We start from the raw sequence: 26,372 nt of genomic DNA, 5'->3' as shown, positions 1-26,372 counted from the left end.
TAGCCGCAGTGTACCTGAATCAGTCGTGATTTGCTTGCCAACGCACAAACGCCGGACGCCGGGACGCCACGGCATCAGCCCAGCGCGTCGGCTCAGGCAGGCGGTAGCCTTTCAGGCAGCGCTCCACCCACATCAGCGCGCTATCCAGGCCCACGCGGTGCCCGGTACTCACAAACAGGGGATTACAGCGCGTTTTACTGCGCAAAACCCACGCCAGCTGCTCGCCTTTATCTAACAACGGCGCCAGCGCGCCGGGCTCATCGCCCAGCGGCTCGAACTTACCGCACAGCCGTTTTTTCGCCACGCCGATGGTCGGCACATCCACCAGCAGACCAAAATGGCTGGCGACGCCGAGGCGGCGCGGGTGGGAAATACCGTGGCCATCAACAAATAAAAGATTTGGCTTCTGCGAAAGCTGCTCCCAGGCCGCCAGCAGCGCGGGGGTTTCGCGAAAGGAGAGGAAGCCGGGGATATAGGGCATCGTGGTCGCGACGCGCGCGACCTGATACTCCACCAGCTCCAGGGACGGATAGCTCAGCAGCACCATCGCCGCCCGGGTCACCTCTCCCTCTTGCTCAAATCCAACATCCGCTCCGCCGATCAGCGTCGGCGGATCCTGGTCCAGCCGATCGCCTCGTTCAACCGATGCCGCCAGGCTGAGCTGCTGGGTGCGTAGCGATGACAAATCCATATTCACTCCTTAACGGTGGTATGGCGCCGACAACCGGTGCACTGCCTCCACAAATACGCCCGCATGTTCCGGGTCGACGTCCTGATGAATGCCGTGCCCAAGGTTAAAGACATGGCCTTCGCCCTGGCCAAACCCGGCGAGAATGGTCGCCACCTCTTCTTCGATGCGCGCCGGAGGAGCATAGAGCATCGAGGGATCCATATTGCCCTGCAGGGCGACTTTATGGCCGACGCGACGCCGCGCATCGGCGATATCGGTCGTCCAGTCGAGCCCCAGCGCATCGCAGCCGGTTTCCGCCATCGCTTCCAGCCACTGCCCGCCGCCTTTGGTAAACAGCGTCACCGGCACGCGGCGGCCATCGTTCTCACGCAGCAGCCCATCAACGATTTTATGCATGTAATAGAGCGAGAACTGCTGATAATCCCGGCCGGTCAGCACCCCGCCCCAGGTATCAAAGATCATCACCGACTGCGCGCCCGCTTTGATTTGCGCATTCAGATACAGCGTGACGCTTTTCGCCAGCTTATCGAGCAGCGCGTGCAGGGCCTGCGGCTCGGCGTACATCATCTTTTTGATCACCGTAAACGCTTTGCTGCTGCCGCCTTCCACCATGTAGGTCGCCAGCGTCCACGGGCTGCCGGAAAAGCCAATCAGCGGCACTTCTCCCTTCAGCTCACGGCGGATGGTGCGCACGGCGTTCATCACGTAGCCAAGCTCATCTTCCGGGTCGGGGACGGGTAATTTATCGACATCCGCTTTGCCGGTAATGGGTGAGGTAAAACGCGGGCCCTCCCCGGCTTCGAAATAGAGCCCCAGCCCCATCGCATCCGGGATGGTGAGAATGTCCGAGAAGAGGATAGCCGCATCCAGCTTATAGCGGCGCAGCGGCTGCAACGTCACTTCACAGGCAAGCTCGGCGTTTTTACACAGCGACATAAAATCGCCCGCCTCGGCGCGGGTGGCCTTATATTCCGGTAAATAGCGGCCCGCCTGACGCATCATCCATACCGGGGTGACATCAACCGGCTGGCGTAGCAGCGCGCGCAGGTAGCGATCGTTCTTCAGTTCGGTCATTTTTACATTCCTTTAGCGTTGATGCGCCAAGTTTATACACAAAATCATTCAAAGTGGATCGAGGCGGCAATTGAATGAACCCAAGGAGCTTACTCAAGTAAGTGACTGGGGTAAGTGAAAGCAGCCAACAAAGAGGCAATTTGAAGGATAAAGTATATGTAACATGTCACTCATACTCTGCCCGACACATCGCCACGGTATCTTCAATCAGACGGCGCGCCACGGTGCCCGGCGGCGGCAAAAGCGGCAGATTGTCATAGCGATACCATCCCGCCTCCAGCAGCTCTTTCTTGTCGATGACAATCTCGCCGCTATCGTACTCGGCCATAAACGCGGTCATCAGCGATTGTGGGAACGGCCAGGGCTGAGAGGTCACGTAGCGCAGGTTTTTCACCTTAATGCCGCTCTCCTCCATCACCTCGCGGGCAACGGTCTGCTCCAGGGTTTCGCCGACTTCGACAAACCCGGCCAGCACCGTATGCACGCCGTTACGATGGCGAGTATGCTGCGCCAGCAGGATAGAATCATCCCGACGGATGGCGACGATAATGCACGGGGCGATTTGCGGGTAGTAGCGTTCGCGGCAGTGGCTGCACAGCATTGCCCACTCGGTTTTGCTGGGGTGCATAGGATGGCCGCAGTAGCCGCAGAATTTGTGCGAGCGGTAGAATTCCGCCAACTGGATCCCGCGTCCCGCCAGTTGAAAAAGGCCAGCATCCTGATCGAGCACCTGACGCAGCGATCCCATCTCATGCCGGCGATCCTGGCGGACCAGCCACACCGGATCGCCCTGCCATTCTCCGATTCGCAGCGCGGGCTGCCCCGCAAGATTAAAATTTACCGCTTCGCCGTAGGGCAATTCTCCGTCGGGCAACCATAATTTCTGTTCGTGGCTGACGATCCACCAGCCGCGATCTAATTTTTCAATAATACGATCCATATCTATTGCACTACCTTTATTTTACTGGCACTTTTAACATTAAATTTACATTTTGGTGAGCAACGTATTTCTCTTAAAACCTTGCGGAGTCAACCATGTTAAACCAGCTGGAAAACCTGACGGAACGTGTTGGAGGCAGCAATAAACTGGTCGATCGCTGGCTACAAGTACGTAAGCATTTGCTTGTGGCTTACTACAACCTGGTTGGCCTGAAGCCCGGCAAAGAATCATTTATGCGGCTTAATGAGAAAGCGCTGGATGATTTTTGTCAAAGCCTGGTGGACTACCTCTCCTCCGGCCATTTTAATATTTATGAACGCTTTATCGGCGAATTGGAAGGCGATACGCCACTTTTAGCCGCCACTAAGATTTATCCACAGCTGCAGGCCAATACCCAGCAGATCATGGATTATTACGACTCCTGCCTCGAAAACGCCATCGATCACGATAACTACCTTGAGTTCCAGCAGGCGCTGTCGGATATCGGCGAAGCGCTGGAAGCGCGCTTTGCGCTGGAAGATAACCTGATCGCCCTCGCCGTCGCCCACAGCCGCAAAGACAACGTCAGCGACAATATCGCGCCGACCGCTTGAGTTGTGAGCCATTAACGCGTAGTTTACATACATTCCCCCTCACGGAGAGGGGATGTCATCTTGTCGGAGTGCCCATTTTCCACACTGGAAAAGGCTGAGACCGTTAATTCGGGATCCGCGGAACCTGATCAGGCTAATACCTGCGAAGGGAACAAGAGTAAACTGCGTTTAGCATCTGCCTCTTCAGGGCCGATCGCATCTGTTACTCCATCCGTCGTCTGGCAAGCCATATCCTGTTTAACTGGAATGAGCTATGTCTACAACCAAACTCACGCGTCGAGAGCAACGCGAACGCGCCCAGCGCTTTATCGACACCCTGGAAGGTACCGCATTTCCCAATTCGCAGCGCATCTATATCCCCGGTTCGCAGGAAGATATTCGCGTACCGATGCGCGAAATTCAGCTGAGCCCGACGCTTATTGGCGGCAGCAAAGATAATCCTCAGTACGAAGCGAACGAAGCTATTCCGGTCTATGACACCTCCGGCCCCTATGGCGATCCGCACGTCGCGATTAACGTTCAGCAGGGTCTGGCAAAACTGCGTCAGCCGTGGATTGATGCGCGCCGCGACTGCGAAGCACTCAGCGATCGCAGCTCGGCCTATACCAGAGAGCGGCTGGCGGATGATGGCCTCAACGAACTGCGCTTTACCGGCCTGCTCACGCCCAGGCGCGCCATCGTCGGGAAATGCGTGACGCAGCTGCACTACGCCCGTCAGGGGATTGTCACCCCGGAAATGGAGTTCATCGCCATTCGCGAGAATATGGGCCGCGAGCGTATTCGTGGCGAAGTGCTGCGCCAGCAGCATCCGGGCGTTGGGTTTGGCGCGCGGCTGCCGGAGAATATCACCCCGGAGTTTGTGCGGGCTGAAGTCGCCGCCGGGCGCGCGATTATCCCGGCCAATATTAATCATCCGGAATCCGAACCGATGATTATTGGCCGCAACTTCCTCGTGAAGGTTAACGCCAATATCGGCAACTCGGCGGTCACTTCGTCGATTGAAGAAGAGGTCGAGAAGCTGGTGTGGGCGACGCGCTGGGGAGCGGATACGGTCATGGACCTCTCCACCGGCCGCTATATTCACGAGACCCGCGAGTGGATCCTGCGCAATAGTCCGGTACCGATCGGTACGGTGCCGATCTACCAGGCGCTGGAGAAGGTCAACGGGATCGCCGAAGATCTCACCTGGGAAGCCTTCCGCGATACGCTGCTCGAGCAGGCGGAACAGGGGGTGGACTACTTCACCATCCATGCGGGCGTGCTGCTGCGCTACGTGCCGATGACCGCCAGGCGCCTGACCGGCATCGTCTCCCGCGGCGGCTCAATCATGGCGAAATGGTGCCTGTCCCATCACAAAGAGAATTTCCTCTACCAGCATTTCCGCGAAATCTGCGAAATCTGCGCCGCCTATGACGTCTCGCTGTCATTGGGCGACGGCCTGCGTCCCGGCTCGATTCAGGATGCCAACGACGAAGCGCAGTTCGCCGAACTGCACACCCTGGGCGAACTGACCAAAATCGCCTGGGAGTATGACGTACAGGTGATGATCGAAGGCCCGGGCCACGTGCCGATGCAGATGATTCAGCGCAATATGACCGAAGAGCTGGAGCACTGCCACGAAGCGCCGTTCTACACCTTAGGGCCGCTAACCACCGATATCGCGCCGGGCTATGACCATTTCACCTCGGGAATTGGCGCCGCCATGATCGGCTGGTTCGGCTGCGCGATGCTCTGCTACGTGACGCCAAAAGAGCACCTCGGCCTGCCGAATAAAGAAGACGTTAAGCAGGGCCTGATTACCTACAAAATTGCCGCCCACGCCGCCGATCTCGCCAAAGGCCACCCCGGCGCGCAGATCCGCGATAACGCCATGTCGAAAGCGCGCTTCGAGTTCCGCTGGGAAGATCAGTTTAATCTGGCGCTCGACCCGTTCACCGCGCGCGCTTACCACGACGAAACCCTGCCGCAGGAGTCAGGCAAAGTGGCCCACTTCTGCTCCATGTGCGGCCCTAAATTCTGCTCAATGAAGATAAGCCAGGAAGTTCGCGACTACGCCGCCGCGCAGACCATCGAAGTGGGGATGGCCGATATGTCGGATAACTTTCGCGCCCGCGGCGGTGAAATCTATCTACGTAAGGAGGAAGCCTGATGTATCAACCCGATTTTCCATCCGTCCCTTTCCGCCTGGGGCTTTATCCAGTCGTCGATAGCGTCGCGTGGATCGAACGCTTGCTGGATGCGGGCGTTCGCACTATCCAGCTGCGTATCAAGGATAAACGCGATAGCGAAGTCGAAGACGATGTGGTTGCCGCGATCGCCCTGGGGCGCAAATATGATGCGCGGCTGTTTATTAATGATTACTGGCGTCTGGCCATCAAACATCAGGCCTACGGGGTGCATTTAGGCCAGGAAGATCTGGAAACCACCGACCTCAGCGCCATCCGCAACGCCGGGCTGCGCCTTGGCGTTTCGACGCATGACGATATGGAAATTGATATCGCGCTGGCGGCGCGTCCCTCTTACATCGCGCTTGGGCACGTTTTTCCAACGCAAACCAAGCAGATGCCTTCCGCCCCTCAGGGGCTGGATCAGCTGGCGCAGCATATTCAGCGACTCGGGGTTTATCCAACCGTGGCGATTGGCGGCATCAGCCTTGAGCGCGCCCCGGCGGTACTGGCGACCGGCGTCGGCAGCGTTGCGGTGGTCAGCGCCATTACCCAGGCGGCCGACTGGCGACAGGCAACGGCCCGGCTGCTCGAGATAGCGGGAGCCGGTGATGAATGACAGCGATTTTATGCGCTATAGCCGCCAGCTGCTGCTGGAGGATATCGCCATTGAAGGCCAGCAAATGCTGCTGGCCAGCCGGGTGTTGATCGTGGGTCTCGGCGGGTTGGGCTCTCCCGCCGCGCTCTATCTTGCCGGCGCTGGCGTCGGCACGCTGGTGCTGGTCGATGACGACGACGTGCACGTCAGTAACCTGCAGCGACAAATTTTGTTCACCAGCGAGGATATCGCTCAGCCTAAAACCACGGCCGCCAGGGCCCGGCTGGCTCAGTTAAATCCGCAGATTGAACTGATTGCGCTGAAGCAGCGGTTAGGCGGAAAGGCCCTGCGGGATGAAGTGGCGAAGGCCGATGTGGTACTGGATTGCACCGATAACATGGCGACCCGACAGGCGATCAACGCCGCCTGCGTCGCGCTTAAAACGCCGCTGATTACCGCCAGCGCCGTCGGGCTTGGGGGTCAGCTGATGGTACTGACGCCGCCGTGGGAGCAGGGCTGCTATCGCTGTCTGTGGCCGGACGCTAACGAGCCTGAGCGCAACTGCCGTACGGCGGGCATTATCGGTCCGGTGGTTGGCATGATGGGTACCCTACAGGCGCTGGAGGCCATCAAGCTGCTCGCCGGCATGATGGCCCCGCGGAACACGCTGCGCCTGTTCGATGCCCGAACCAGCAACTGGCGCACTCTCGCGCTCCAGCGGGCTCAGGGCTGTCCGGTATGCGGAGGGCAGCATGCGGATATGGTTTAACGATGAACCGTTGCAGTGCGCCGAAGCGACCTCCGTCGCCGATCTGCTCACGCAGCTGGAACAGCAGCAGCCGGGCGTCGCGCTGGCGCTCAATCAACGCATCCTGCCGCGTGAACGGTGGGAAGATCATCTCTTACAGGAAGGCGATCAAATCCTGCTTTTTCAGGTTATCGCTGGAGGCTGACATGTTACGTATTGCGGATAAAACCTTTGAGTCACATCTTTTCACCGGCACCGGTAAATTCGCCGCCCCCGACGTCATGGTGGAGGCCATTCGCGCCTCCGGCAGCCAGCTGGTGACGCTGGCGATGAAGCGCGTCGATCTCCGTCAGCATAATGACGCGATCCTCGCGCCGCTGCTGGCGGCCGGCGTTAGCCTGCTGCCCAACACCTCCGGCGCTAAAACGGCGGAAGAGGCGGTATTTGCCGCCCGCCTGGCGCGGGAGGCGCTGGGCACCCACTGGCTGAAGCTGGAAATTCATCCGGACGCCCGCTGGCTGCTCCCCGATCCGATCGAAACGCTGAAAGCGGCGGAGATTCTGGTACGGGAAGGCTTCGTGGTGCTGCCCTACTGCGGCGCCGACCCGGTGCTGTGCAAGCGCCTTGAAGAAGCGGGCTGCGCGGCGGTGATGCCGCTCGGCGCGCCCATCGGCTCCAATCAGGGGCTGGAAACTAAAGCGATGCTGGAGATTATTATCGCGCAGGCCACGGTGCCGGTAGTCGTTGACGCGGGTATTGGCGTGCCGAGCCACGCGGCGCAGGCGCTGGAAATGGGCGCTGACGCGGTACTGGTGAATACCGCCATCGCCGTTGCCGACGATCCGGTAACCATGGCGCGGGCCTTCCGTTTAGCGATCGATGCCGGCTTGCTGGCCCGACAGGCAGGCCCGGGCGCGCGCAGCGCGCAGGCGCAGGCCACCAGCCCGCTGACCGGCTTTCTGGAGGCGCGGGTATGAACACCTTCACTGACCGTTGGCGGCAGCTGGACTGGGACGATATTCGCCTGCGAATCAACGGGAAAACCCCCGCCGACGTTGAACGCGCCCTGGCGGCCAAACAGCTCAGCCGCGACGATATGATGGCCCTGCTTTCCCCCGCCGCCGCTGGCTATCTGGAGCCTCTGGCCCAGCGCGCTCAGCGCCTGACTCGCCAGCGTTTTGGTAATACCGTCAGCTTTTATGTCCCGCTGTATCTCTCTAATCTCTGTGCCAACGACTGTACCTACTGCGGTTTCTCAATGAGTAACCGCATCAAGCGCAAGACTCTGGATGAGGCGGAAATAGCCCGTGAATGCGCGGCGATCCGCGAAATGGGCTTTGAGCATCTGCTGCTGGTGACCGGCGAACATCAGGGCAAGGTCGGCATGGACTACTTTCGTCAACATCTGCCCGCGATTCGCCGCCAGTTCGCCTCGCTGCATATGGAGGTCCAGCCGCTGGCGATGGAAGAGTATGCCGAGCTGAAAACCCTCGGTCTGGACGGGGTGATGGTCTATCAGGAGACCTATCATGAAAGCATGTATGCGAAACACCATCTGAAAGGGAAAAAGCAGGACTTCTTCTGGCGGCTGGATACGCCGGACAGGCTTGGGCAGGCGGGGATTGATAAAATTGGCCTTGGCGCACTTATTGGCCTTTCCGACAGCTGGCGGGTGGACTGCTTTATGGTGGCGGAGCATCTGCTGTGGCTCCAGCAGCATTACTGGCGCAGCCGCTACTCCATCTCCTTCCCACGACTGCGGCCTTGCGCGGGGGGTATCGAGCCCGCCTCATTAATGGATGAACGGCAGCTGGTGCAAACTATTTGCGCTTTCCGCCTGCTGGCTCCGGAAGTGGAACTCTCGCTCTCCACCCGCGAATCCCCCTGGTTCCGCGATCGGGTGATCCCGCTGGCCATCAACAACGTCAGCGCCTTTTCGAAAACCCAGCCCGGCGGGTATGCCGATAACCATCCGGAGCTGGAGCAGTTCGCGCCTCACGATGACCGCCGCCCGGAAGAGGTCGCCAGCGCGCTGGTGGCCAGCGGTCTACAGCCGGTATGGAAGGATTGGGACAGCTGGCTGGGACGCGCCTCCCAATCGTCATGATAACGAATGTAATTTCTTAAACGTTCTTCATGCACGATCGTAATAAGAGAAACGGGAGATTGTGGCCCTGTTCCCGTTTCTCTATTCTGCCCCTGTCAGCAGCGGACGCTGACCAGGGCGAATATTCACTCTTCCTCCTTTTCGCCCTGCTCCCGCCTCTTTGCGGCAACGGTAATTCCATCAATATCGAATATTAATCAGTCCATATCACAACGTCAGCGTTATAATTACCGGAGTTTTATCTGATTCGCTCAGCAGGCATGCTGGCTAAACCTGCGTCTCCACCCACGGTTTAACGCTTCTGGAACGATTTACGACTCATGGCTCGTCATAATAGAAAGCTCTCTTTCACCACGCCGATTATCATCGGATTTGCGGGTATTTTATTCAGCTTCTTGCTGATAGCGATGTTTGCCACGACGACGCAGAGGAATGATTTTCTCGAAGATTATCATCATATTAATCGCAATTTTACCCACAATATGGCGACCAACTACACGGAGACGCTGCTGCAGGGCAACGACTTTATCCTCACCCGTGCCGCCACTTTCTTTGCCCGCAACGATGCGCTGAATGAGGCGGTTAACGTCAATCCGGAAAAAGGGTTGATGCAGCTTATGCAGTTGCAAAATATGATGCAGACCGTTTCGTCCATCTCGCTGGCGGATACCAATGGGCACTATCTGCGCGCGCCCGAGGTTCTGGAAACCGAAGATAGCCAGTCCTTCGATGCCAAAACAAGGCCGTGGTTTATTAAGCAAGCGGAAGCCAGTACCTTCAGTCGGTATACCAGCCCGTACAACGACTACTTCACGCATCATCCGACGATTACCGTCTACAAACCCATAATTTCTCCAGAGGGACGGCTAAAGGGCAGTCTCGCGTTTCATCTCGATCTCACCTCAATGGGCTACGCGTTACGGCAGATGGTTGCACCGGTCCAGGGGGAATTTTTTGTGGTGCAACGCGATGGTAAAGTCATTCTCCACCCCGACCCCGGCGCTTTATTTAAACCCTACGTCAGTGAAGCCTTGATGGACAGAATGACCAGCGGCGAAGGCCAGCTTTACGATACCAATACGGACACCTGGTACTATTACTACTCCTTTACCAACCCCGACTGGTTTGTTATTTATCGGGTCGATAACTCGACGCTGGTCAACTTAACGCGCCATGAAACGGATATCGTCGCCTGGAGCTTTGCCCTGGCCGCGATCGTTATCGTGCTGTTTGGACTGTATCTGCGCCATGCTTCACGTACGGTGTTGATGAACATCATCAATGCGATTAAAACCGGGGATGTTCAGCGCGCCCCGCGGCTGGAAGCGATGCTCAGCAAAGCCATCGAGAGCAATAAGCAGCGCGAGTTAACCTACGTTCGCCAGGCGACCATCGACGCGCTAACCGGCTGCAAGAACCGCCGCGCCTTTGACAGCGATATCGCCGCGCTGATGAACGATCATCAGCCCTTCTCTCTTGCGCTGGTTGATATTGATAACTTCAAAACGATAAACGACACCTGGGGTCACCTCAACGGCGATATCGTACTGCGCAATGTCGCCCGGGAAGGGCTGCAAATCCTCCAGCCCCTGCAAATTTCGCTTTACCGCTACGGCGGCGAAGAGTTTGCGGCGATCTTTACCACCGGACATAGCGATGACGCCCTGATGCTGCTGGAGAGCTGGCGGGCCCGCGTTGCGCAGCGCTCCTGGCGTGAAGAAGGGCTAACGGTCACCTTCAGCGCGGGACTGGGGGAATGGAATATGGAGCCCCTGGAGCAGCTTGTCGTACGCGTTGATGAAGCGCTGTATAAAGCCAAGCAGCAGGGCAAGAATCGCATCGTCCGCGCTTAACAGAGCCCACCGTTTCAGGCCTGTCGGACGCGGCTTTTAGCGTTTTCTCCCCCAGAACCGAAACCGGTTTCATTATTTTGTGATGACTTACACACAATCACCGTAAAGCGGTTGTCCCGCCCGCCTGCCCGCGATAAAGATGGTACATCAAGGAACATAAGGGCCAACAATTATGAAGAATATCGTTTTATGCTGTGCCGCAGGAATGTCCACCAGCATGCTGGTTCAACGTATGCAGGCCGCTGCGCAACAAAAAGGCGTGGAAGTCTCCATCAAAGCCGTACCGGTTGCCGAGTTTAAAGATAATCTTGCCGCTGCCGATATTATCCTGCTCGGCCCTCAGGTGAAGTACGAGCAGGCCAAGCTACAGGCAATGGCCGACCCGTTTGGTAAAAAAGTCGCCGTCATCGATATGATGGATTACGGCATGATGAAAGGCGATGCCGTGCTTGATAAAGCCCTGAAGCTGATGGAGTAAGAGATGGAAGATTTAGAAACAATCATCATGGAGCTGCTGGTTAACGCCGGTTCTGCGCGCAGCTCGGCGTTAACCGCTCTGCAGCTGGCGCGTAAAGGCGATTTTGCTGCGGCCGAACAGGCAATGGCGGAATCCCATGAATTCGTCAAGCATGCGCATAAAATCCAGACCCAGCTGATTGGCATGGATGAAGGCAGCGGCAAGCTTCCGGTTAACCTGATTACCGTACACTCTCAGGACCACCTGATGAACGCGATGGTCATTCAGGATCTGGCTACCGACATGATTGAGCTCTATCGCCGAATTCCGCTCGCACAATAACGTCAACGATTTAACAGGCGCCGCTACCGGCGCCCGTATCCTCTTAAAGAAATCCGTACATCGCCGCAAATACCCAGCCAAAGACGCAAGAGACGCTGACGCCAATGAGCCCTGGCAGAATAAAGCTATGGTTAATCACAAAGCGGCCGATATGCGTGGTACCTGAGCGGTCGAACTGAATCGCCGCCAGATCGCTTGGGTAGGTCGGCAGAATGTAATAGCCGTAGCAGGCGGGCGCGGAAGCGACGATGTAGGCCGGATCGACGCCAATCGCCAACGCCACCGGGACGATCGCCGCCAGCGCAGCCGCCTGGGAGTTAACAAACTTCGATACCAACAGCAGAACGATAGCGTAGGCCCACGGGTACTCCTTCACCATCTCCCCGAGCACGCCTTTAATCTCGGTCATGTGCGCGCCGAACATCGTTTCCGCCATCCACGCGATGCCGTACACGGCAACGATAGCGATCATCCCGGAACGGAACACCTCATTTTTGGAAATCGAAGCCGGATTCGTTTTCGTAATGATGATGATGAGCGCCCCGGAGAGCAGCATAAACATCTGGATCACCAGCACCATCGACAGCGGCTTACCGTCGAATGCCGGACGCAGTTCGGAGAAGGCGCCGAGCAGGGCGACAACCGCGATTGAGGCCAGAAAAATCCACATCGCAATCCAGTTGCTGGTCGGAAGCTTTCTATCCAGCAGCGTGGCCGTGTCCCCGTACACGTAGTGACGGTTTTCCGGTACCGCAATAAAGGCCTGGAAGGTTTCGTCTTTATCGAGGTCTTTGCCGCGAAACCAGCTGAAGATACCAATGGCCAGAATCCCCAGCAGCGTGGACGGAATGGTTATCGCCAGCAGGTCGAGAAATTCAAGGTGCTTGCCGTTAAAGGTAAAGTTGCCAAGCATTGCCACCAGCGAGACGACCGCCACGGAAACCGGGCTGGCGATAATCCCCATCTGTGCGCCGATCGAGCTGGCGGCCATGGGTCGCTCCGGACGGATGTTATTTTTGATGGCGACATCATAAATAATCGGCAGAATGGTATATACCACGTGCCCCGTGCCGCAAAGAATCGTCAGCGTACAGGTGACGAATGGCGCGACGATCGAGACATATTTCGGGTTTCGCCGCAGGAGTTTCTCGGCAATCTGCAGCATCACGTCTAGACCACCGGAAGCCTGCAGCGTCGCCGATGCCGCCACGACGGCGATAATGACCAGCATGACATCGACGGGCGGTTTTCCAGGCTTCAGGTGAAAAACAAAGACCAGGATAACTAGCCCAATGCCGCCTAAAAGGCCGAGCGCAATGCCGCCCTTTCTCGCACCATAGAACAAACAAATTAAGATAATGATAAGTTGTATAGCAAATTCCATACATCCCCCAGAAGCTATCCATTAAATAACGACAATACTCTCCGCTTTGTTTTTATTAGTTCACCTCCTCCATCGCCTTTTAACAGGCGTAACAATCCCCTCGGCTGCGGTAAACCGAAAAGAACCGGGAAAGTAATCACATGATTATTTTAGTTTTTTGACTATATAGCGTTTGCGGTGCTTATTTTTTGACACGCGTAGAATTTTCACCCTTTCATTGAAGATGAAAAACAGTCATGGAAATAAATCATTATAGGAGTGGTTTATATTTGCTAATTAATTGCAGCCATTACATCAATAAAATGTAATAAAAAAGTAGACGGAATAAACTGGCAGGCAATAAAAAAGCCAGTCAGGTGACCTGACTGGCTTTTTGAGCGTTTAGCGAATCAACGATTAATCGTTGTCAGAACCGCCCAGACCCGCGTTCAGCAGTTCTGCCAGGTTAGCAGAAGCTTCTTCCACGCTGACCTGCGGCGCTGCTGGCAGTTCGCCCGCTGCGCGACGGCGCATACGATCCTGGTGGTACGCATAACCGGTACCGGCCGGGATCAGACGACCCACGATAACGTTCTCTTTCAGGCCACGCAGTTCGTCGCGTTTACCCGCAACGGCTGCTTCGGTCAGGACACGGGTGGTCTCCTGGAACGATGCGGCAGAGATGAACGATTCGGTTGCCAGGGACGCTTTGGTGATACCCAGCAGATCGCGGGAGAATGTTGCACCCACTTTGCCGTTCGCTTCCAGATCGCGGTTAGCAATCTTAACGCGAGAGTATTCAACCTGTTCGCCTTCCAGGAAGTCGGAGCTACCGGCGCTTTCGATGGTCGCTTTACGCAGCATCTGACGAACGATAACTTCGATGTGCTTATCGTTAATCTTAACGCCCTGCAGACGGTATACGTCCTGAACTTCGTTAACGATGTAACGAGTCACAGCATGCACGCCACGCAGACGCAGAATGTCGTGCGGCGCTTCCGGACCGTCGGAAACCACGTCACCACGTTCTACGCGTTCACCTTCGAACACGTTGAGCTGACGCCACTTAGGAATCATCTCTTCGTACGGATCGCTACCGTCTACCGGGGTGATAACCAGACGACGTTTCCCTTTGGTTTCTTTACCGAAGGAAATGATGCCGCTGATTTCAGCCAGGATTGCCGGCTCTTTCGGACGACGCGCTTCGAACAGGTCGGCAACGCGCGGCAGACCACCGGTGATGTCCTTGGTACCGCCGGATTCCTGCGGTACACGCGCCAGGGTGTCACCAGAGCTGATCTGGACGCCATCTTCCAGCTGAACAATTGCTTTACCCGGCAGGAAGTACTGCGCAGGCATGTCGGTACCCGGGATCAGAACGTCATTACCCTGAGCATCAACGATTTTCAGCGCCGGACGCAGATCTTTACCGCCAGTGGTACGCTCTGCAGAATCCAGAACCACCAGAGAAGACAGACCGGTCAGTTCGTCGGTCTGACGAGTAATGGTCTGGCCGTCAATCATGTCAGTGAAGCGGACAAAACCACTCACTTCGGTGATAACCGGCATGGTGTGCGGATCCCAGTTTGCTACGGTTTCACCGCCGGCAACCTGCTCGCCATCACCTTTCGCCATAACCGAGCCGTAAGGCACTTTATAGCTCTCTTTGGTACGACCGAATTCGTCGATCAGCTTCAGCTCGGTATTACGGGAAGTAATAACCAGCTTACCGCTGGAGTTCACAACCGACTTCGCATTGCTCAGACGGATGCTACCTTTGTTTTTCACCTGGATGCTGGACTCAGCAGCCGCACGAGATGCCGCACCACCGATGTGGAACGTACGCATCGTCAGCTGTGTACCTGGCTCACCGATGGACTGTGCCGCGATAACGCCGATAGCCTCACCTTTGTTGATGATGTGGCCACGCGCCAGGTCACGACCGTAGCAGTGCGCACATACACCAAAGTCGGTGTCACAGGATACAACGGAACGCACTTTGACGGAGTCAACGGAGTTCTCTTCCAGCAGATCGCACCAGTGCTCGTGCAGCAGCGTGTTGCGTGGAACCAGAATGTCCGCCGTACCCGGCTTCAGAACGTCTTCAGCGGTCACACGACCCAGTACGCGATCGCGCAGCGGCTCTTTAACATCGCCACCCTCGATAACCGGGGTCATGGTGATGCCTTCCAGGGTGCCACAGTCGTCTTCAGTCACGACCAGGTCCTGCGCAACGTCAACCAGACGACGAGTCAGGTAACCGGAGTTCGCCGTTTTCAGTGCGGTATCCGCCAGACCTTTACGCGCACCGTGCGTGGAGATGAAGTACTGGAGTACGTTCAGACCTTCACGGAAGTTCGCGGTGATTGGCGTTTCGATGATGGAGCCATCCGGCTTCGCCATCAGACCACGCATACCGGCAAGCTGACGAATCTGTGCAGCAGAACCACGCGCACCGGAGTCGGCCATCATGTAAATGCTGTTGAAGGAGACCTGCTGCTCTTCTTCGCCGTTACGGTTAATAACGGTTTCAGTTTGCAGGTTGTCCATCATCGCTTTGGATACACGATCGTTCGCCGCGGCCCAGATATCGATAACTTTGTTGTAGCGTTCGCCAGCGGTAACCAGACCCGACTGGAACTGCTCCTGAATCTCAGCAACTTCCGCTTCCGCTTCGCTGATGATCTCGTATTTTTTCTCCGGGATGACCATGTCATCGATACCAACGGATGCACCTGAGCGCGCTGCATAAGCAAAGCCGGTGTACATCGTCTGGTCCGCAAAAATAACGGTCGGTTTCAGGCCCAGAATACGGTAGCAGGTGTTCAGCATCTTAGAGATGGCTTTCTTGCCCAGCGCCTGGTTGACGATGGAGAAAGGCAGACCTTTCGGTACGATCATCCACAGAATGGCACGACCAACGGTCGTATCTTTCAGGCTGGTTTTCGCAACGAACTCGCCGTTTTCATCTTTTTCGTATTCGGTGATACGCACTTTAACGCGCGCATGCAGAGAGGCCAGGCCAGCGCGATAAATACGCTCAGCTTCTTTCGGGCCAGTCAGCACCATGCCTTCGCCTTTGGCGTTAACACAGTCACGGGTCATGTAGTACAGACCCAGTACAACGTCCTGAGACGGAACGATGATTGGTTCGCCGTTCGCCGGAGACAGGATGTTGTTGGTAGACATCATCAGCGCACGCGCTTCGAGCTGGGCTTCCAGCGTCAGCGGTACGTGAACAGCCATCTGGTCACCATCGAAGTCGGCGTTGTATGCCGCACAAACCAGCGGGTGCAGCTGAATAGCTTTACCTTCGATCAGTACCGGCTCAAATGCCTGGATACCCAGACGGTGCAGGGTTGGTGCACGGTTCAGCAGTACCGGGTGTTCGCGGATCACTTCGTCCAGGATATCCCAAACGACAGCTTCTTCACGCTCAACCATTTTCTTAGCGGCTTTGATGGTGGTGGCGAGGCCACGCAGTTCCAGCTTGCCGTAGATGAACGGTTTGAACAGCTCCAGCGCCATTTTCTTCGGCAGACCGCACTGATGCAGACGCAGGTATGGACCTACGGTGATAACAGAACGACCGGAGTAGTCAACACGCTTACCGAGCAGGTTCTGACGGAAACGACCCTGTTTACCTTTGATCATGTCGGCCAAAGATTTCAGAGGACGTTTGTTAGAACCGGTGATCGCACGACCGCGACGACCGTTATCCAGCAGGGCGTCGACCGCTTCCTGCAGCATACGTTTTTCGTTGCGTACGATGATGTCAGGCGCAGCCAGATCCAGCAGACGTTTCAGACGGTTGTTACGGTTAATGACGCGACGATACAGATCGTTCAGGTCAGAAGTCGCGAAACGACCGCCATCCAGCGGAACCAGCGGACGCAGATCTGGCGGCAGAACCGGCAGAACGGTCAGGATCATCCACTCCGGCTTGTTGCCAGACTGTACGAACGCTTCCAGCAGTTTGATACGCTTGGTCAGCTTCTTACGCTTGGTTTCGGAGTTGGTTTCGTTCAGCTCTTCGCGCAGAGTTTCGCACTCTTGCTCCAGATCCATGCTCTTCAGCAGGGCCTGGATAGCTTCCGCACCCATCTTCGCGTCAAATTCGTCACCGAACTCTTCCAGCGCATCCAGATACTGTTCTTCAGTCAGGATCTGCTGGCGTTCCAGGTTGGTCATACCGCCTTCGATAACCACATAGGATTCGAAGTACAGCACGCGTTCGATATCGCGCAGCGGCATATCGAGCAGCAGGCCGATACGGGACGGCAGAGACTTCAGGAACCAGATGTGGGCGGTCGGAGACGCCAGCTCGATGTGGCCCATACGCTCACGGCGCACTTTAGTCTGGGTCACTTCAACGCCGCACTTCTCACAGATCACACCGCGGTGTTTCAGGCGCTTGTACTTACCGCACAGGCACTCGTAGTCTTTTACTGGCCCGAAAATACGCGCACAGAAAAGGCCGTCACGCTCAGGTTTGAACGTACGGTAGTTAATGGTTTCCGGCTTTTTAACTTCACCAAAAGACCATGAACGGATCATGTCTGGCGATGCCAGAGCAATTTTGATCGCATCAAACTCTTCGGTTTTAGTTTGCGCTTTCAGAAACTTTAATAAGTCTTTCACGGATTTGCTCCCGTCGGAGTTAGCACAATCTGGCGCCGGGTCTTACCCCGGCACCAGTGACCTGTTTGAGCGAGAGTTACTCGTCTTCCAGTTCGATGTTGATGCCCAGCGAGCGAATCTCTTTCAACAATACGTTGAAGGATTCCGGCATGCCCGGTTCCATCTGATGGTTGCCGTCCACGATGTTCTTATACATCTTAGTACGGCCGTTCACGTCATCAGACTTAACGGTGAGCATTTCCTGCAGGGTGTATGCTGCGCCATATGCTTCCAGCGCCCACACTTCCATCTCCCCGAAGCGCTGACCACCGAACTGCGCCTTACCACCCAGCGGCTGCTGAGTAACCAGGCTGTAAGAACCGGTAGAACGCGCATGCATCTTGTCATCAACCAGGTGGTTCAGTTTCAGCATGTACATGTAGCCAACGGTAACCTGGCGCTCGAATTGCTCACCGGTACGACCATCGAACAGGGTGATCTGGCCGGAAGTCGGCAGGCCACCAAGCTGTAACAGTTCCTTGATTTCAGACTCTTTCGCACCGTCGAAGACCGGCGTTGCGATCGGCATACCTTTTTTCAGGTTTTCAGCGAGACGCATAACTTCTTCGTCAGTGAAGGTATTCAGATCAACCTTCTGACGCACGTCGGTGCCCAGATCGTAGGCACGCTGGATGAATTCGCGCAGTTTGGCGACTTCCTGCTGCTGTTTCAGCATGGCGTTGATTTTCTCGCCAATACCTTTCGCAGCCATACCCAGGTGAGTTTCCAGGATCTGACCGATGTTCATACGAGACGGTACGCCCAGCGGGTTCAGTACGATGTCAACCGGCGTGCCGTTTTCATCGTAAGGCATATCTTCGATCGGGTTGATCTTAGAGATAACACCCTTGTTACCGTGACGGCCTGCCATTTTGTCACCAGGCTGAATCTGACGTTTAACGGCCAGATACACTTTGACAATCTTCAGCACACCCGGTGCCAGATCGTCGCCCTGAGTGATTTTGCGGCGTTTCGCTTCGAGTTTTTTCTCGAACTCGTGTTTCAGTTCGTCGTACTGCTCAGCCAGCTGTTCCAGCTGATTCTGTTTCTCTTCGTCGGTCAGGCCCAGTTCCAGCCAGCGATCGCGCGGCAGCTTATCAAGCTTCTCAGCTTCGATACCGCCGGAGACCAGCACCGCGTAGATACGACCAAACAGGCCAGCTTCGAGGATCTGCAGTTCTTCAGACAGGTCTTTCTTCGCCTGTTTGAGCTGCATCTCTTCGATTTCCAGCGCGCGTTTGTCTTTTTCTACGCCGTCGCGGGTAAAGACCTGAACGTCGATAATGGTACCGGAGACACCGTTTGGTACGCGCAGGGAAGAGTCTTTAACGTCAGACGCTTTCTCACCGAAGATCGCACGCAGCAGTTTCTCTTCCGGCGTCAGCTGGGTTTCACCTTTCGGCGTTACCTTACCAACCAGAATATCGCCACCGGTCACTTCCGCGCCGATATAAACGATACCGGATTCATCCAGTTTAGAGAGCGCAGCTTCACCCACGTTCGGGATGTCGGCGGTGATCTCTTCCGGCCCCAGCTTGGTGTCACGAGACACGCACGCCAGTTCCTGAATGTGGATGGTGGTAAAACGGTCTTCCTGGACAACGCGCTCGGAAACGAGGATGGAGTCTTCGAAGTTGTAACCGTTCCACGGCATGAACGCGACGCGCATGTTCTGACCGAGCGCCAGTTCACCGAGGTCGGTAGACGGGCCGTCAGCCAGCACGTCACCGCGCTCAATCGGCTCACCCAGAGAGACACACGGCATCTGGTTGATGCAGGTGTTCTGGTTAGAACGGGTGTACTTGGTCAGGTTATAGATGTCGATACCGGCTTCGCCCGGGTACATCTCGTCTTCGTTAACTTTGATAACGATACGGGAAGCATCCACGTACTGAACGGTACCGCCACGTTTAGCGACCGCAGTTACACCGGAGTCAACGGCAACAGCACGTTCCATACCGGTACCAACCAGCGGCTTATCAGCGCGCAGAGTCGGAACGGCCTGACGTTGCATGTTCGCACCCATCAATGCACGGTTGGCGTCATCGTGTTCCAGGAACGGGATCAGGGACGCACCGACGGATACCACCTGCTGGGTGGATACGTCCATGTAGTCAACCTGGTCGCGGCTGAACAAGCTGGATTCGCCTTTACTACGGCAGGTAACCAGATCTTCTACAAAGTGGCCTTCGTCATCCAGGTTGGAGTTCGCCTGAGCAATAACGTAGTTGCCTTCTTCGATAGCAGACAGGTAATGAATTTCGTCGGTTACAACACCGTCAGTCACTTTACGGTACGGGGTCTCGAGGAAACCGTATTCGTTCGTCTGTGCGTACACGGACAGGGAGTTGATCAGACCGATGTTCGGACCTTCAGGCGTTTCGATTGGACATACGCGACCGTAGTGGGTCGGGTGTACGTCTCGAACTTCAAAGCCTGCGCGTTCACGGGTCAGACCGCCCGGGCCGAGTGCGGAGATACGACGTTTGTGCGTAATCTCAGACAGCGGGTTGTTCTGGTCCATAAACTGAGACAGCTGGCTGGAGCCAAAGAACTCTTTCACTGCCGCAGAAATCGGCTTGGCGTTGATCATATCCTGAGGCATCAGGGTATCCAGATCGCCCAGAGACAGACGCTCTTTCACCGCACGCTCTACGCGGACCAGGCCAACGCGGAACTGGTTTTCCGCCATTTCGCCAACGGAACGGATACGACGGTTGCCGAGGTGGTCGATATCATCGACTTCGCCTTTACCGTTACGGATATCGATGAGCTTCTTCATCACTTCGATGATGTCTTCTTTGCTCAGGATACCGGAACCTTCGATTTCGTCGCGCAGCAGAGAACGGTTGAACTTCATACGACCTACCGCGGACAGATCGTAGCGGTCTTCGGAGAAGAACAGGTTCTCGAACAGGCTTTCAGCCGCTTCACGAGTCGGCGGCTCACCTGGGCGCATCATGCGGTAGATTTCTACCAGCGCGCTCAGACGGTCGTTGGTCGGGTCGACGCGTACAGTCTCAGAGATGTACGGACCGTGATCCAGATCGTTGGTGAACAGCGTTTCGATACGCTTATGGCCAGACTGGCTCAGCTTGGCTAGCAGATCCAGGCTCAGCTCCATGTTCGCCGGGCAGATCAGCTCGCCAGTAGATTCATCAACATAGTCTTTAGAGGCAACTTTGCCAGCGATGTACTCAACCGGAACTTCGATATGTTTGATATCGTCTTTTTCCAGCTGGCGAATGTGACGTGCGGTGATGCGACGCCCTTTCTCAACGTACACTTTACCGTTCGCTTCGATGTCGAAGGAGGCCGTTTCGCCGCGCAGACGCTCCGGTACCAGTTCCATCTGCAGCTTGTTATCGCGAATTTCAAAGACCACTTTCTCGAAGAACAGGTCAAGGATCTGCTCAGTGGTGTAATTCAGCGCGCGCAGGATGATGGTAGCCGGCAGCTTACGACGACGGTCGATACGGACAAACAGGTTGTCTTTCGGGTCGAACTCGAAGTCCAGCCAGGAGCCACGGTAAGGAATGATACGTGCGTTATACAGGACCTTACCGGAAGAGTGGGTCTTACCTTTGTCACTGTCAAAGAAGACGCCCGGGCTACGGTGCAGCTGAGAAACGATAACGCGCTCGGTACCGTTGATAACGAAGGTACCGTTGTCGGTCATGAGCGGAATTTCGCCCATGTAGACTTCTTGCTCTTTAATGTCTTTAACGGTGCCTTCCGGCGCTTCGCGCTCGTAGATCACCAGACGCAGTTTGACGCGCAGCGGTGCCGAGTAGGTCACGCCACGGATCTGACATTCTTTAACGTCAAAAACCGGTTCGCCCAGACGGTAGCTGACGTACTGCAGCTCAGAGTTACCGCTGTAGCTTTTAATCGGGAATACGGAACGGAAAGCTGCTTCCAGACCATACTGCCCTTCAGGATCTTGCTCGATGAACTTCTGAAACGAGTCAAGCTGGATAGAAAGGAGATAAGGTATGTCCAGAACCTGCGGACGTTTACCAAAATCCTTACGAATACGTTTTTTCTCGGTATAGGAGTAAACCATAGGGTTCCTCAGCTCGCTGACAAGTCGACCCATCTGCCCACATAAGGCAGTTTTTTATGCAACACTATTTTGTTGACCGGAAAATGGAACACTTTCCGCAATACCTGTTTCTATCACGCTTAAACCATTTCATTGCGATTTACACAGCTCAGGAGCCCTAACCTGTCGCAGTATATTAAGTCGTCTATAGAAACAAGCATTGTCAGGACAACCAGTAGTCAAACAGTGTGAAATTCTACTGGCGCCTTACAGCGCAAAAAGGCTGGTGACTAAAAAGTCACCAGCCATCAGCCTGATTTCTCAGGCTGCAACCGGAAAGGTTGGCTTATTTAACTTCAACTTCAGCGCCAGCTTCTTCCAGAGATTTTTTCAGTGCTTCAGCGTCATCTTTGCTCACGCCTTCTTTCAGAGCGGCCGGAGCAGATTCTACCAGGTCTTTAGCTTCTTTCAGACCCAGGCCAGTTGCGCCACGTACTGCTTTGATAACGGCAACTTTGTTAGCGCCGATACCTTTCAGAATTACGTCGAATTCAGTTTTTTCTTCAGCAGCTTCAACCGGGCCAGCAGCTACAGCTACAGCAGCAGCAGCGGAAACACCGAATTTTTCTTCCATTGCAGAGATCAGCTCAACAACGTCCATTACGGACATAGCGGATACTGCTTCAATGATTTGATCTTTAGTGATAGACATTTAAATTGTTCCTGAATATCAGAATAAGTTTATACGTAAGCGAATGCTTTACAAAGACAACTGCGATTAAGCAGCTTCTTTCGCATCGCGTACAGCAGCCAGAGTGCGAACCAGTTTGCCAGCCGAAGCTTCTTTCATGGTTGCCATCAGGCGTGCAATTGCTTCTTCGTAGGTCGGCAGAGTTGCCAGGCGGTCGATTTGCGACGCCGGGATCAGCTCACCTTCAAAGGCTGCGGCTTTGACCTCAAATTTTGCATTCGCTTTCGCGAACTCTTTGAACAGACGAGCGGCAGCGCCCGGGTGTTCCATAGAGTATGCAATCAGGGTCGGACCAACAAACGTGTCTTTCAGGCACTCGAAAGGAGTACCTTCAACGACGCGGCGCAGCAGGGTGTTACGAACAACACGCATGTATACGCCAGCTTCACGACCTGCTTTACGCAGTTCAGTCATTTTGTCTACAGTCACGCCACGGGAATCCGCAACTACTGCAGACAGCGCGCCTTTGGCTACTTCGCTGACTTCAGCAACAATCGCTTGTTTGTCTTGAAGATTTAAAGCCATTAGCTTTGCTCCTGGATGTTTGCCAGAGCTCATGCTCCGGAACTCACTTCACTCGACTCAAAGAGAAGAGCGTCTTAATACGGTGAGCAGAAACAAGCCAGAGTATCCAAAAATAATCTTAGCGTTCTGTCACCGTCTACGCAGGGCATTAAGTCTCTTGCGAAACACCTGCGGTCTTCGACGGAGGCCTGGATAGGCCAGGCTCCAACGAACAAATCTTGTCTATCCGTCGCTATTCAATCTGTGGCGGCATTGACTGCCTTCGTTCACACCAGTCACATAGTTAACTATGCTCCAGGCGATTCACTCAGTTGTCGCCTTGCCACAGCCTGAATATCTCGGCTATACGTCTGCTATAAGCAGAATACGTGGGGGTAAGATTGTAGACAAATTCACCGCCCACGTAAAGCTAATCTTAGTTCGCAGAAGCGCTCAGACCAGCCTGATCAACGGCAACGCCAGCACCCATGGTGGTGGAGATGCTGATTTTCTTGATGTACACGCCTTTAGCCTGAGTCGGTTTTGCTTTTTTCAGCGCAACCAGCAGAGCTTCCAGGTTTTCTTTCAGTTTATCAGCGTCAAAATCCACTTTACCGATGGTGGTGTGGATGATGCCGTTTTTGTCGTTACGGTAACGAACCTGACCTGCTTTAGCGTTCTTAACCGCTTCAGCAACGTTCGGCGTTACGGTACCCACTTTCGGGTTTGGCATCAGGCCGCGCGGACCCAGAACCTGGCCCAGCTGGCCAACAACGCGCATTGCATCCGGGGAAGCAATAACAACGTCAAAGTTCATTTCGCCTTTTTTGATCTGGTCAGCCAGATCTTCCATACCTACCAGCTCTGCGCCAGCAGCTTTAGCTGCTTCAGCGTTCGGGCCCTGGGCAAATACGGCTACGCGAACTGAACGGCCAGTACCGTGCGGCAGTACGGTCGCGCCGCGGACGTTCTGGTCAGATTTACGCGCGTCGATGCCGAGGTTAACGGCAACATCAACGCTTTCAACGAACTTAGCAGTAGCCAGTTCTTTCAGCAGAGAGATGGCTTCGTTGATGTCGTACTGTTTGGTCGCATCAACTTTGTCACGAATCACGGACATGCGCTTGGTCAGTTTAGCCATTTCTTAGTCCTCCACTACCAGGCCCATGGAACGTGCAGTACCTTCAATGGAGCGAGTCATCGCTTCAATGTCGGAACCAGTCATGTCGGCAGCTTTGGTCTGCGCGATTTCCTGCAGCTGAGCGCGGGAAATTTTACCTACTTTGTCTTTGTTCGGTTTACCGGAACCAGACTTGATACCAGCCGCTTTTTTCAGCAGAACTGCTGCCGGCGGAGTTTTGGTAACGAAGGTGAAAGAACGGTCAGCGTAAACGGTAATAACAACCGGGATCGGCAGACCTTTTTCCAGGGATTCAGTTTTTGCGTTGAACGCTTTGCAGAATTCCATGATGTTCACACCCTGCTGACCCAGTGCTGGACCAACCGGCGGACTCGGGTTTGCCATACCAGCTGCAACCTGCAGCTTGACATAGGCTTGTACTTTCTTAGCCATGTAAATTTCCTCGTTTGGGTGTAGCGCCTAAAAAGGCTCCCCGTGATAAATATCGCTTTATGGGAATCAGACCCATAAAAACAAAAGGCGCGAAATTGTATGTCAATTCCGCGCCTCATGCAACGATTAAAACGTTGCTTTTTTGATCGGCTGTTAGGCTTTTTCTACCTGAGCGAAGTCCAGCTCAACCGGCGTTGCACGACCGAAGATAGAAACGGACACTTTCAGACGAGACTTCTCGTAGTCCACTTCTTCAACCACACCGTTAAAGTCGGCAAATGGACCGTCGCTAACGCGAACCATTTCACCCGGCTCAAACAGCGTTTTCGGCCGCGGCTTATCGCCAACCTGCTGCAGACGGTTCATGATCGCGTCGACTTCTTTGTCGCTGATCGGTGCCGGACGGTCAGATGTACCGCCAATGAAACCCATCACACGCGGTACGCTGCGCACCAGGTGCCAGCTCGCGTCGTTCATCACCATCTGGACCAGCACGTAGCCCGGGAAGAATTTGCGTTCGCTTTTACGACGCTGGCCGCCGCGGATTTCGACCACTTCTTCGGTCGGCACCATGACTTCGCCAAACAACTCTTCCATATTGTGTAATTTGATATGTTCACGCAACGAGGTAGCTACGCGACCTTCAAAACCGGAAAACGCCTGAACGACGTACCAGCGTTTTTTAGGAGCTTCAGACATCTCAGAACCTCAGGCCAGTGATAAAGGATACCAGGCGAACCAGAATACCATCCAGTCCCCACAGGATCAGTGACATTACGGCAGTCACTGCGGCAACAATCAGCGTGGTATGCAACGTTTCCTGGCGAGTCGGCCAGATCACCTTGCGGACTTCGGTTCTCGCTTCACGAGCGAAGGCGACTGTCGCCTTACCTTTTGTCGTTAACAGCGCGACACCGCCCGCTGCAGCGATCAGAATCACTACAGCCAGCGCACGCACTGCCAGCATAATGTCACGATAAAGGAAGTTGCCGACGATGGCCACAACCAGCAGCACGACTACGATTGTCCACTTCATCGCTTCGAGGCCGCGCCCGCTCCCTTGAGCTTCGGTATTCGCACTCATAAACCAACCTGTCACAAGAATTCAGACAAATAACTTCACCCCGCATGAAATGCGAGGCGACCAAACCGAAATGCTCTGCTGCGTTTCGGACTTAACGCCCTCTTCAGAGCCTGTCTCAGCAATGATTATGACCCAAAAAATCACTGATGAGCCAGGTTCTGGTGTGAAAGCGTGCAAAAAGGGCATCAAATGATGCCCTTTTATTGCGCATTGCGTCAAATGTTATCAGCAATTAGCCGAGAACTTTAGCAACCACGCCCGCGCCAACGGTACGGCCACCTTCACGGATTGCGAAACGCAGACCGTCGTCCATCGCGATTGGGTGGATCAGGGTAACAACCATTTTGATGTTGTCGCCCGGCATTACCATCTCTACGCCTTCCGGCAGTTCGATGGTGCCAGTCACGTCAGTTGTACGGAAGTAGAACTGCGGACGGTAGCCTTTGAAGAACGGAGTATGACGGCCGCCTTCGTCTTTGGACAGAATGTACACTTCAGATTCGAACTTGGTGTGCGGCTTGATAGAACCCGGCTTAGCCAGTACCTGACCACGTTCGATTTCTTCACGCTTGATACCACGCAGCAGAACACCGACGTTCTCACCAGCACGGCCTTCGTCCAGCAGTTTGCGGAACATTTCAACGCCAGTACAGGTAGACTTCGCAGTCTCTTTGATACCAACGATTTCAACTTCTTCGCCAACTTTGATGATACCGCGCTCTACACGACCGGTAACAACGGTACCACGACCGGAGATGGAGAATACGTCTTCGATCGGCAGCAGGAACGGCTTGTCAATCGCAC

At 55.1% G+C, this 26,372-nt stretch carries 23 protein-coding genes and 1 riboswitch; of the genes, 10 read left to right on the top strand and 13 right to left on the bottom strand.

Going from position 1 to position 26,372, the window contains the following annotated elements:
* Window positions 1-19 precede the first annotated feature (19 nt).
* The 3 genes from nfi to nudC all read right to left on the bottom strand — a co-directional run bounded on the left by nfi (window position 20) and on the right by nudC (window position 2,705).
* On the bottom strand, window positions 20-691 hold the full coding sequence (gene nfi / locus ABLU88_RS25400; RefSeq protein ID WP_025107530.1) for a deoxyribonuclease V: 672 nt from the start codon (window positions 689-691) through the stop codon (window positions 20-22).
* Window positions 692-700: 9 nt separating this feature from the next.
* Window positions 701-1,765, bottom strand: a complete 1,065-nt coding sequence (gene hemE / locus ABLU88_RS25395; protein WP_014227501.1) for a uroporphyrinogen decarboxylase — start codon at window positions 1,763-1,765, stop codon at window positions 701-703.
* A 166-nt stretch (window positions 1,766-1,931) separates the two neighbouring features.
* Complete coding sequence (gene nudC / locus ABLU88_RS25390; RefSeq protein ID WP_004097667.1) at window positions 1,932-2,705, bottom strand: NAD(+) diphosphatase; 774 nt, start codon at window positions 2,703-2,705, stop codon at window positions 1,932-1,934.
* 95 nt (window positions 2,706-2,800) lie between these two features.
* Between nudC and ABLU88_RS25385 the strand changes: the two genes are divergently transcribed.
* The 10 genes from ABLU88_RS25385 (at window position 2,801) to ABLU88_RS25340 (ending at window position 11,568) form a co-directional block, all read left to right on the top strand.
* Window positions 2,801-3,298 carry an Rsd/AlgQ family anti-sigma factor gene (locus ABLU88_RS25385; RefSeq protein ID WP_014837106.1) on the top strand — a complete coding sequence of 166 codons (498 nt, stop codon included), beginning with the start codon at window positions 2,801-2,803 and terminating at the stop codon, window positions 3,296-3,298.
* Between the two features lie 54 nt (window positions 3,299-3,352).
* Window positions 3,353-3,466: riboswitch (TPP riboswitch) on the top strand.
* 85 nt (window positions 3,467-3,551) lie between these two features.
* Window positions 3,552-5,447, top strand: a complete 1,896-nt coding sequence (gene thiC / locus ABLU88_RS25380; RefSeq protein WP_025107531.1) for a phosphomethylpyrimidine synthase ThiC — start codon at window positions 3,552-3,554, stop codon at window positions 5,445-5,447.
* Complete coding sequence (thiE, locus tag ABLU88_RS25375; protein WP_064406634.1) at window positions 5,447-6,082, top strand: thiamine phosphate synthase; 636 nt, start codon at window positions 5,447-5,449, stop codon at window positions 6,080-6,082. Before thiC ends, thiE begins: the two co-directional genes overlap by 1 nt.
* On the top strand, window positions 6,075-6,830 hold the full coding sequence (locus ABLU88_RS25370) for a HesA/MoeB/ThiF family protein (protein ID WP_049070123.1): 756 nt from the start codon (window positions 6,075-6,077) through the stop codon (window positions 6,828-6,830). The genes thiE and ABLU88_RS25370 overlap by 8 nt, the downstream gene beginning before the upstream one ends.
* Window positions 6,814-7,014 carry a sulfur carrier protein ThiS gene (gene thiS / locus ABLU88_RS25365; RefSeq protein WP_025107534.1) on the top strand — a complete coding sequence of 67 codons (201 nt, stop codon included), beginning with the start codon at window positions 6,814-6,816 and terminating at the stop codon, window positions 7,012-7,014. Before ABLU88_RS25370 ends, thiS begins: the two co-directional genes overlap by 17 nt.
* A gap of 1 nt (window position 7,015) precedes the next feature.
* Complete coding sequence (gene thiG, locus ABLU88_RS25360) at window positions 7,016-7,786, top strand: thiazole synthase (protein WP_004097659.1); 771 nt, start codon at window positions 7,016-7,018, stop codon at window positions 7,784-7,786.
* Entirely contained in the window at window positions 7,783-8,916 is a 1,134-nt protein-coding gene (thiH, locus tag ABLU88_RS25355) for a 2-iminoacetate synthase ThiH (RefSeq protein ID WP_049102669.1), read from the top strand. Before thiG ends, thiH begins: the two co-directional genes overlap by 4 nt.
* A gap of 320 nt (window positions 8,917-9,236) precedes the next feature.
* A complete protein-coding gene (locus ABLU88_RS25350) occupies window positions 9,237-10,769 on the top strand; it encodes a sensor domain-containing diguanylate cyclase (RefSeq protein ID WP_122117156.1) in 1,533 nt (510 codons plus the stop codon).
* Between the two features lie 172 nt (window positions 10,770-10,941).
* Window positions 10,942-11,247, top strand: a complete 306-nt coding sequence (locus ABLU88_RS25345; RefSeq protein WP_004097653.1) for a PTS sugar transporter subunit IIB — start codon at window positions 10,942-10,944, stop codon at window positions 11,245-11,247.
* A 3-nt stretch (window positions 11,248-11,250) separates the two neighbouring features.
* Entirely contained in the window at window positions 11,251-11,568 is a 318-nt protein-coding gene (locus ABLU88_RS25340) for a PTS lactose/cellobiose transporter subunit IIA (RefSeq protein WP_004097651.1), read from the top strand.
* Window positions 11,569-11,611: 43 nt separating this feature from the next.
* Here the strand turns inward: ABLU88_RS25340 and dcuB are convergent, their stop codons facing one another.
* The 10 genes from dcuB to ABLU88_RS25290 form a co-directional block, all read right to left on the bottom strand.
* Window positions 11,612-12,952, bottom strand: a complete 1,341-nt coding sequence (dcuB, locus tag ABLU88_RS25335) for an anaerobic C4-dicarboxylate transporter DcuB (protein WP_004097650.1) — start codon at window positions 12,950-12,952, stop codon at window positions 11,612-11,614.
* Window positions 12,953-13,348: 396 nt separating this feature from the next.
* A complete protein-coding gene (gene rpoC / locus ABLU88_RS25330; RefSeq protein WP_004097649.1) occupies window positions 13,349-17,572 on the bottom strand; it encodes a DNA-directed RNA polymerase subunit beta' in 4,224 nt (1,407 codons plus the stop codon).
* 76 nt (window positions 17,573-17,648) lie between these two features.
* The gene (rpoB, locus tag ABLU88_RS25325) at window positions 17,649-21,677 is read right to left on the bottom strand and encodes a DNA-directed RNA polymerase subunit beta (protein ID WP_004097647.1); all 4,029 of its coding nucleotides are present in this window, start codon (window positions 21,675-21,677) and stop codon (window positions 17,649-17,651) included.
* 325 nt (window positions 21,678-22,002) lie between these two features.
* A complete protein-coding gene (gene rplL, locus ABLU88_RS25320; protein ID WP_004097645.1) occupies window positions 22,003-22,368 on the bottom strand; it encodes a 50S ribosomal protein L7/L12 in 366 nt (121 codons plus the stop codon).
* 66 nt (window positions 22,369-22,434) lie between these two features.
* Window positions 22,435-22,932 (bottom strand): 50S ribosomal protein L10, encoded by a 498-nt coding sequence (gene rplJ, locus ABLU88_RS25315; RefSeq protein WP_004097644.1) that lies wholly within the window; start codon window positions 22,930-22,932, stop codon window positions 22,435-22,437.
* Window positions 22,933-23,347: 415 nt separating this feature from the next.
* Entirely contained in the window at window positions 23,348-24,052 is a 705-nt protein-coding gene (gene rplA / locus ABLU88_RS25310) for a 50S ribosomal protein L1 (RefSeq protein WP_004097642.1), read from the bottom strand.
* Window positions 24,053-24,055: 3 nt separating this feature from the next.
* Complete coding sequence (gene rplK, locus ABLU88_RS25305; protein ID WP_004097640.1) at window positions 24,056-24,484, bottom strand: 50S ribosomal protein L11; 429 nt, start codon at window positions 24,482-24,484, stop codon at window positions 24,056-24,058.
* Window positions 24,485-24,637: 153 nt separating this feature from the next.
* Window positions 24,638-25,183 carry a transcription termination/antitermination protein NusG gene (gene nusG, locus ABLU88_RS25300; RefSeq protein WP_002438628.1) on the bottom strand — a complete coding sequence of 182 codons (546 nt, stop codon included), beginning with the start codon at window positions 25,181-25,183 and terminating at the stop codon, window positions 24,638-24,640.
* Between the two features lies 1 nt (window position 25,184).
* Window positions 25,185-25,568, bottom strand: coding sequence for a preprotein translocase subunit SecE (gene secE, locus ABLU88_RS25295; RefSeq protein ID WP_004097638.1), 384 nt, complete (start codon window positions 25,566-25,568; stop codon window positions 25,185-25,187).
* Window positions 25,569-25,800: 232 nt separating this feature from the next.
* On the bottom strand, window positions 25,801-26,372 hold a 572-nt coding region (locus ABLU88_RS25290; RefSeq protein ID WP_348838406.1), incomplete at its 5' end, for an EF-Tu/IF-2/RF-3 family GTPase.

Source organism: Klebsiella sp. GW_Kp182 (assembly GCF_040062275.1).
GTDB lineage: Bacteria > Pseudomonadota > Gammaproteobacteria > Enterobacterales > Enterobacteriaceae > Klebsiella > Klebsiella michiganensis.
Note: the sequence above shows the minus strand (reverse complement) of the source record. Positions and strands in the feature narration are given on the sequence as shown.

Excerpts from the sequence above, each read along its gene's own strand:
- rpoB (WP_004097647.1), bottom strand. The coding sequence starts at position 21,677 with ATGGTTTACTCCTATACCGAGAAAAAACGTATTCGTAAGGATTTTGGT.
- thiS (WP_025107534.1), top strand. The coding sequence starts at position 6,814 with ATGCGGATATGGTTTAACGATGAACCGTTGCAGTGCGCCGAAGCGACC.
- thiC (WP_025107531.1), top strand. The coding sequence starts at position 3,552 with ATGTCTACAACCAAACTCACGCGTCGAGAGCAACGCGAACGCGCCCAG.
- rplK (WP_004097640.1), bottom strand. The coding sequence starts at position 24,484 with ATGGCTAAGAAAGTACAAGCCTATGTCAAGCTGCAGGTTGCAGCTGGT.
- nfi (WP_025107530.1), bottom strand. The coding sequence starts at position 691 with ATGGATTTGTCATCGCTACGCACCCAGCAGCTCAGCCTGGCGGCATCG.
- hemE (WP_014227501.1), bottom strand. The coding sequence starts at position 1,765 with ATGACCGAACTGAAGAACGATCGCTACCTGCGCGCGCTGCTACGCCAG.
- nusG (WP_002438628.1), bottom strand. The coding sequence starts at position 25,183 with ATGTCTGAAGCTCCTAAAAAACGCTGGTACGTCGTTCAGGCGTTTTCC.
- rplA (WP_004097642.1), bottom strand. The coding sequence starts at position 24,052 with ATGGCTAAACTGACCAAGCGCATGTCCGTGATTCGTGACAAAGTTGAT.
- rplJ (WP_004097644.1), bottom strand. The coding sequence starts at position 22,932 with ATGGCTTTAAATCTTCAAGACAAACAAGCGATTGTTGCTGAAGTCAGC.
- thiH (WP_049102669.1), top strand. The coding sequence starts at position 7,783 with ATGAACACCTTCACTGACCGTTGGCGGCAGCTGGACTGGGACGATATT.
- ABLU88_RS25385 (WP_014837106.1), top strand. The coding sequence starts at position 2,801 with ATGTTAAACCAGCTGGAAAACCTGACGGAACGTGTTGGAGGCAGCAAT.
- ABLU88_RS25345 (WP_004097653.1), top strand. The coding sequence starts at position 10,942 with ATGAAGAATATCGTTTTATGCTGTGCCGCAGGAATGTCCACCAGCATG.
- dcuB (WP_004097650.1), bottom strand. The coding sequence starts at position 12,952 with ATGGAATTTGCTATACAACTTATCATTATCTTAATTTGTTTGTTCTAT.
- thiE (WP_064406634.1), top strand. The coding sequence starts at position 5,447 with ATGTATCAACCCGATTTTCCATCCGTCCCTTTCCGCCTGGGGCTTTAT.
- nudC (WP_004097667.1), bottom strand. The coding sequence starts at position 2,705 with ATGGATCGTATTATTGAAAAATTAGATCGCGGCTGGTGGATCGTCAGC.
- ABLU88_RS25350 (WP_122117156.1), top strand. The coding sequence starts at position 9,237 with ATGGCTCGTCATAATAGAAAGCTCTCTTTCACCACGCCGATTATCATC.
- thiG (WP_004097659.1), top strand. The coding sequence starts at position 7,016 with ATGTTACGTATTGCGGATAAAACCTTTGAGTCACATCTTTTCACCGGC.
- ABLU88_RS25370 (WP_049070123.1), top strand. The coding sequence starts at position 6,075 with ATGAATGACAGCGATTTTATGCGCTATAGCCGCCAGCTGCTGCTGGAG.
- rplL (WP_004097645.1), bottom strand. The coding sequence starts at position 22,368 with ATGTCTATCACTAAAGATCAAATCATTGAAGCAGTATCCGCTATGTCC.
- secE (WP_004097638.1), bottom strand. The coding sequence starts at position 25,568 with ATGAGTGCGAATACCGAAGCTCAAGGGAGCGGGCGCGGCCTCGAAGCG.
- ABLU88_RS25340 (WP_004097651.1), top strand. The coding sequence starts at position 11,251 with ATGGAAGATTTAGAAACAATCATCATGGAGCTGCTGGTTAACGCCGGT.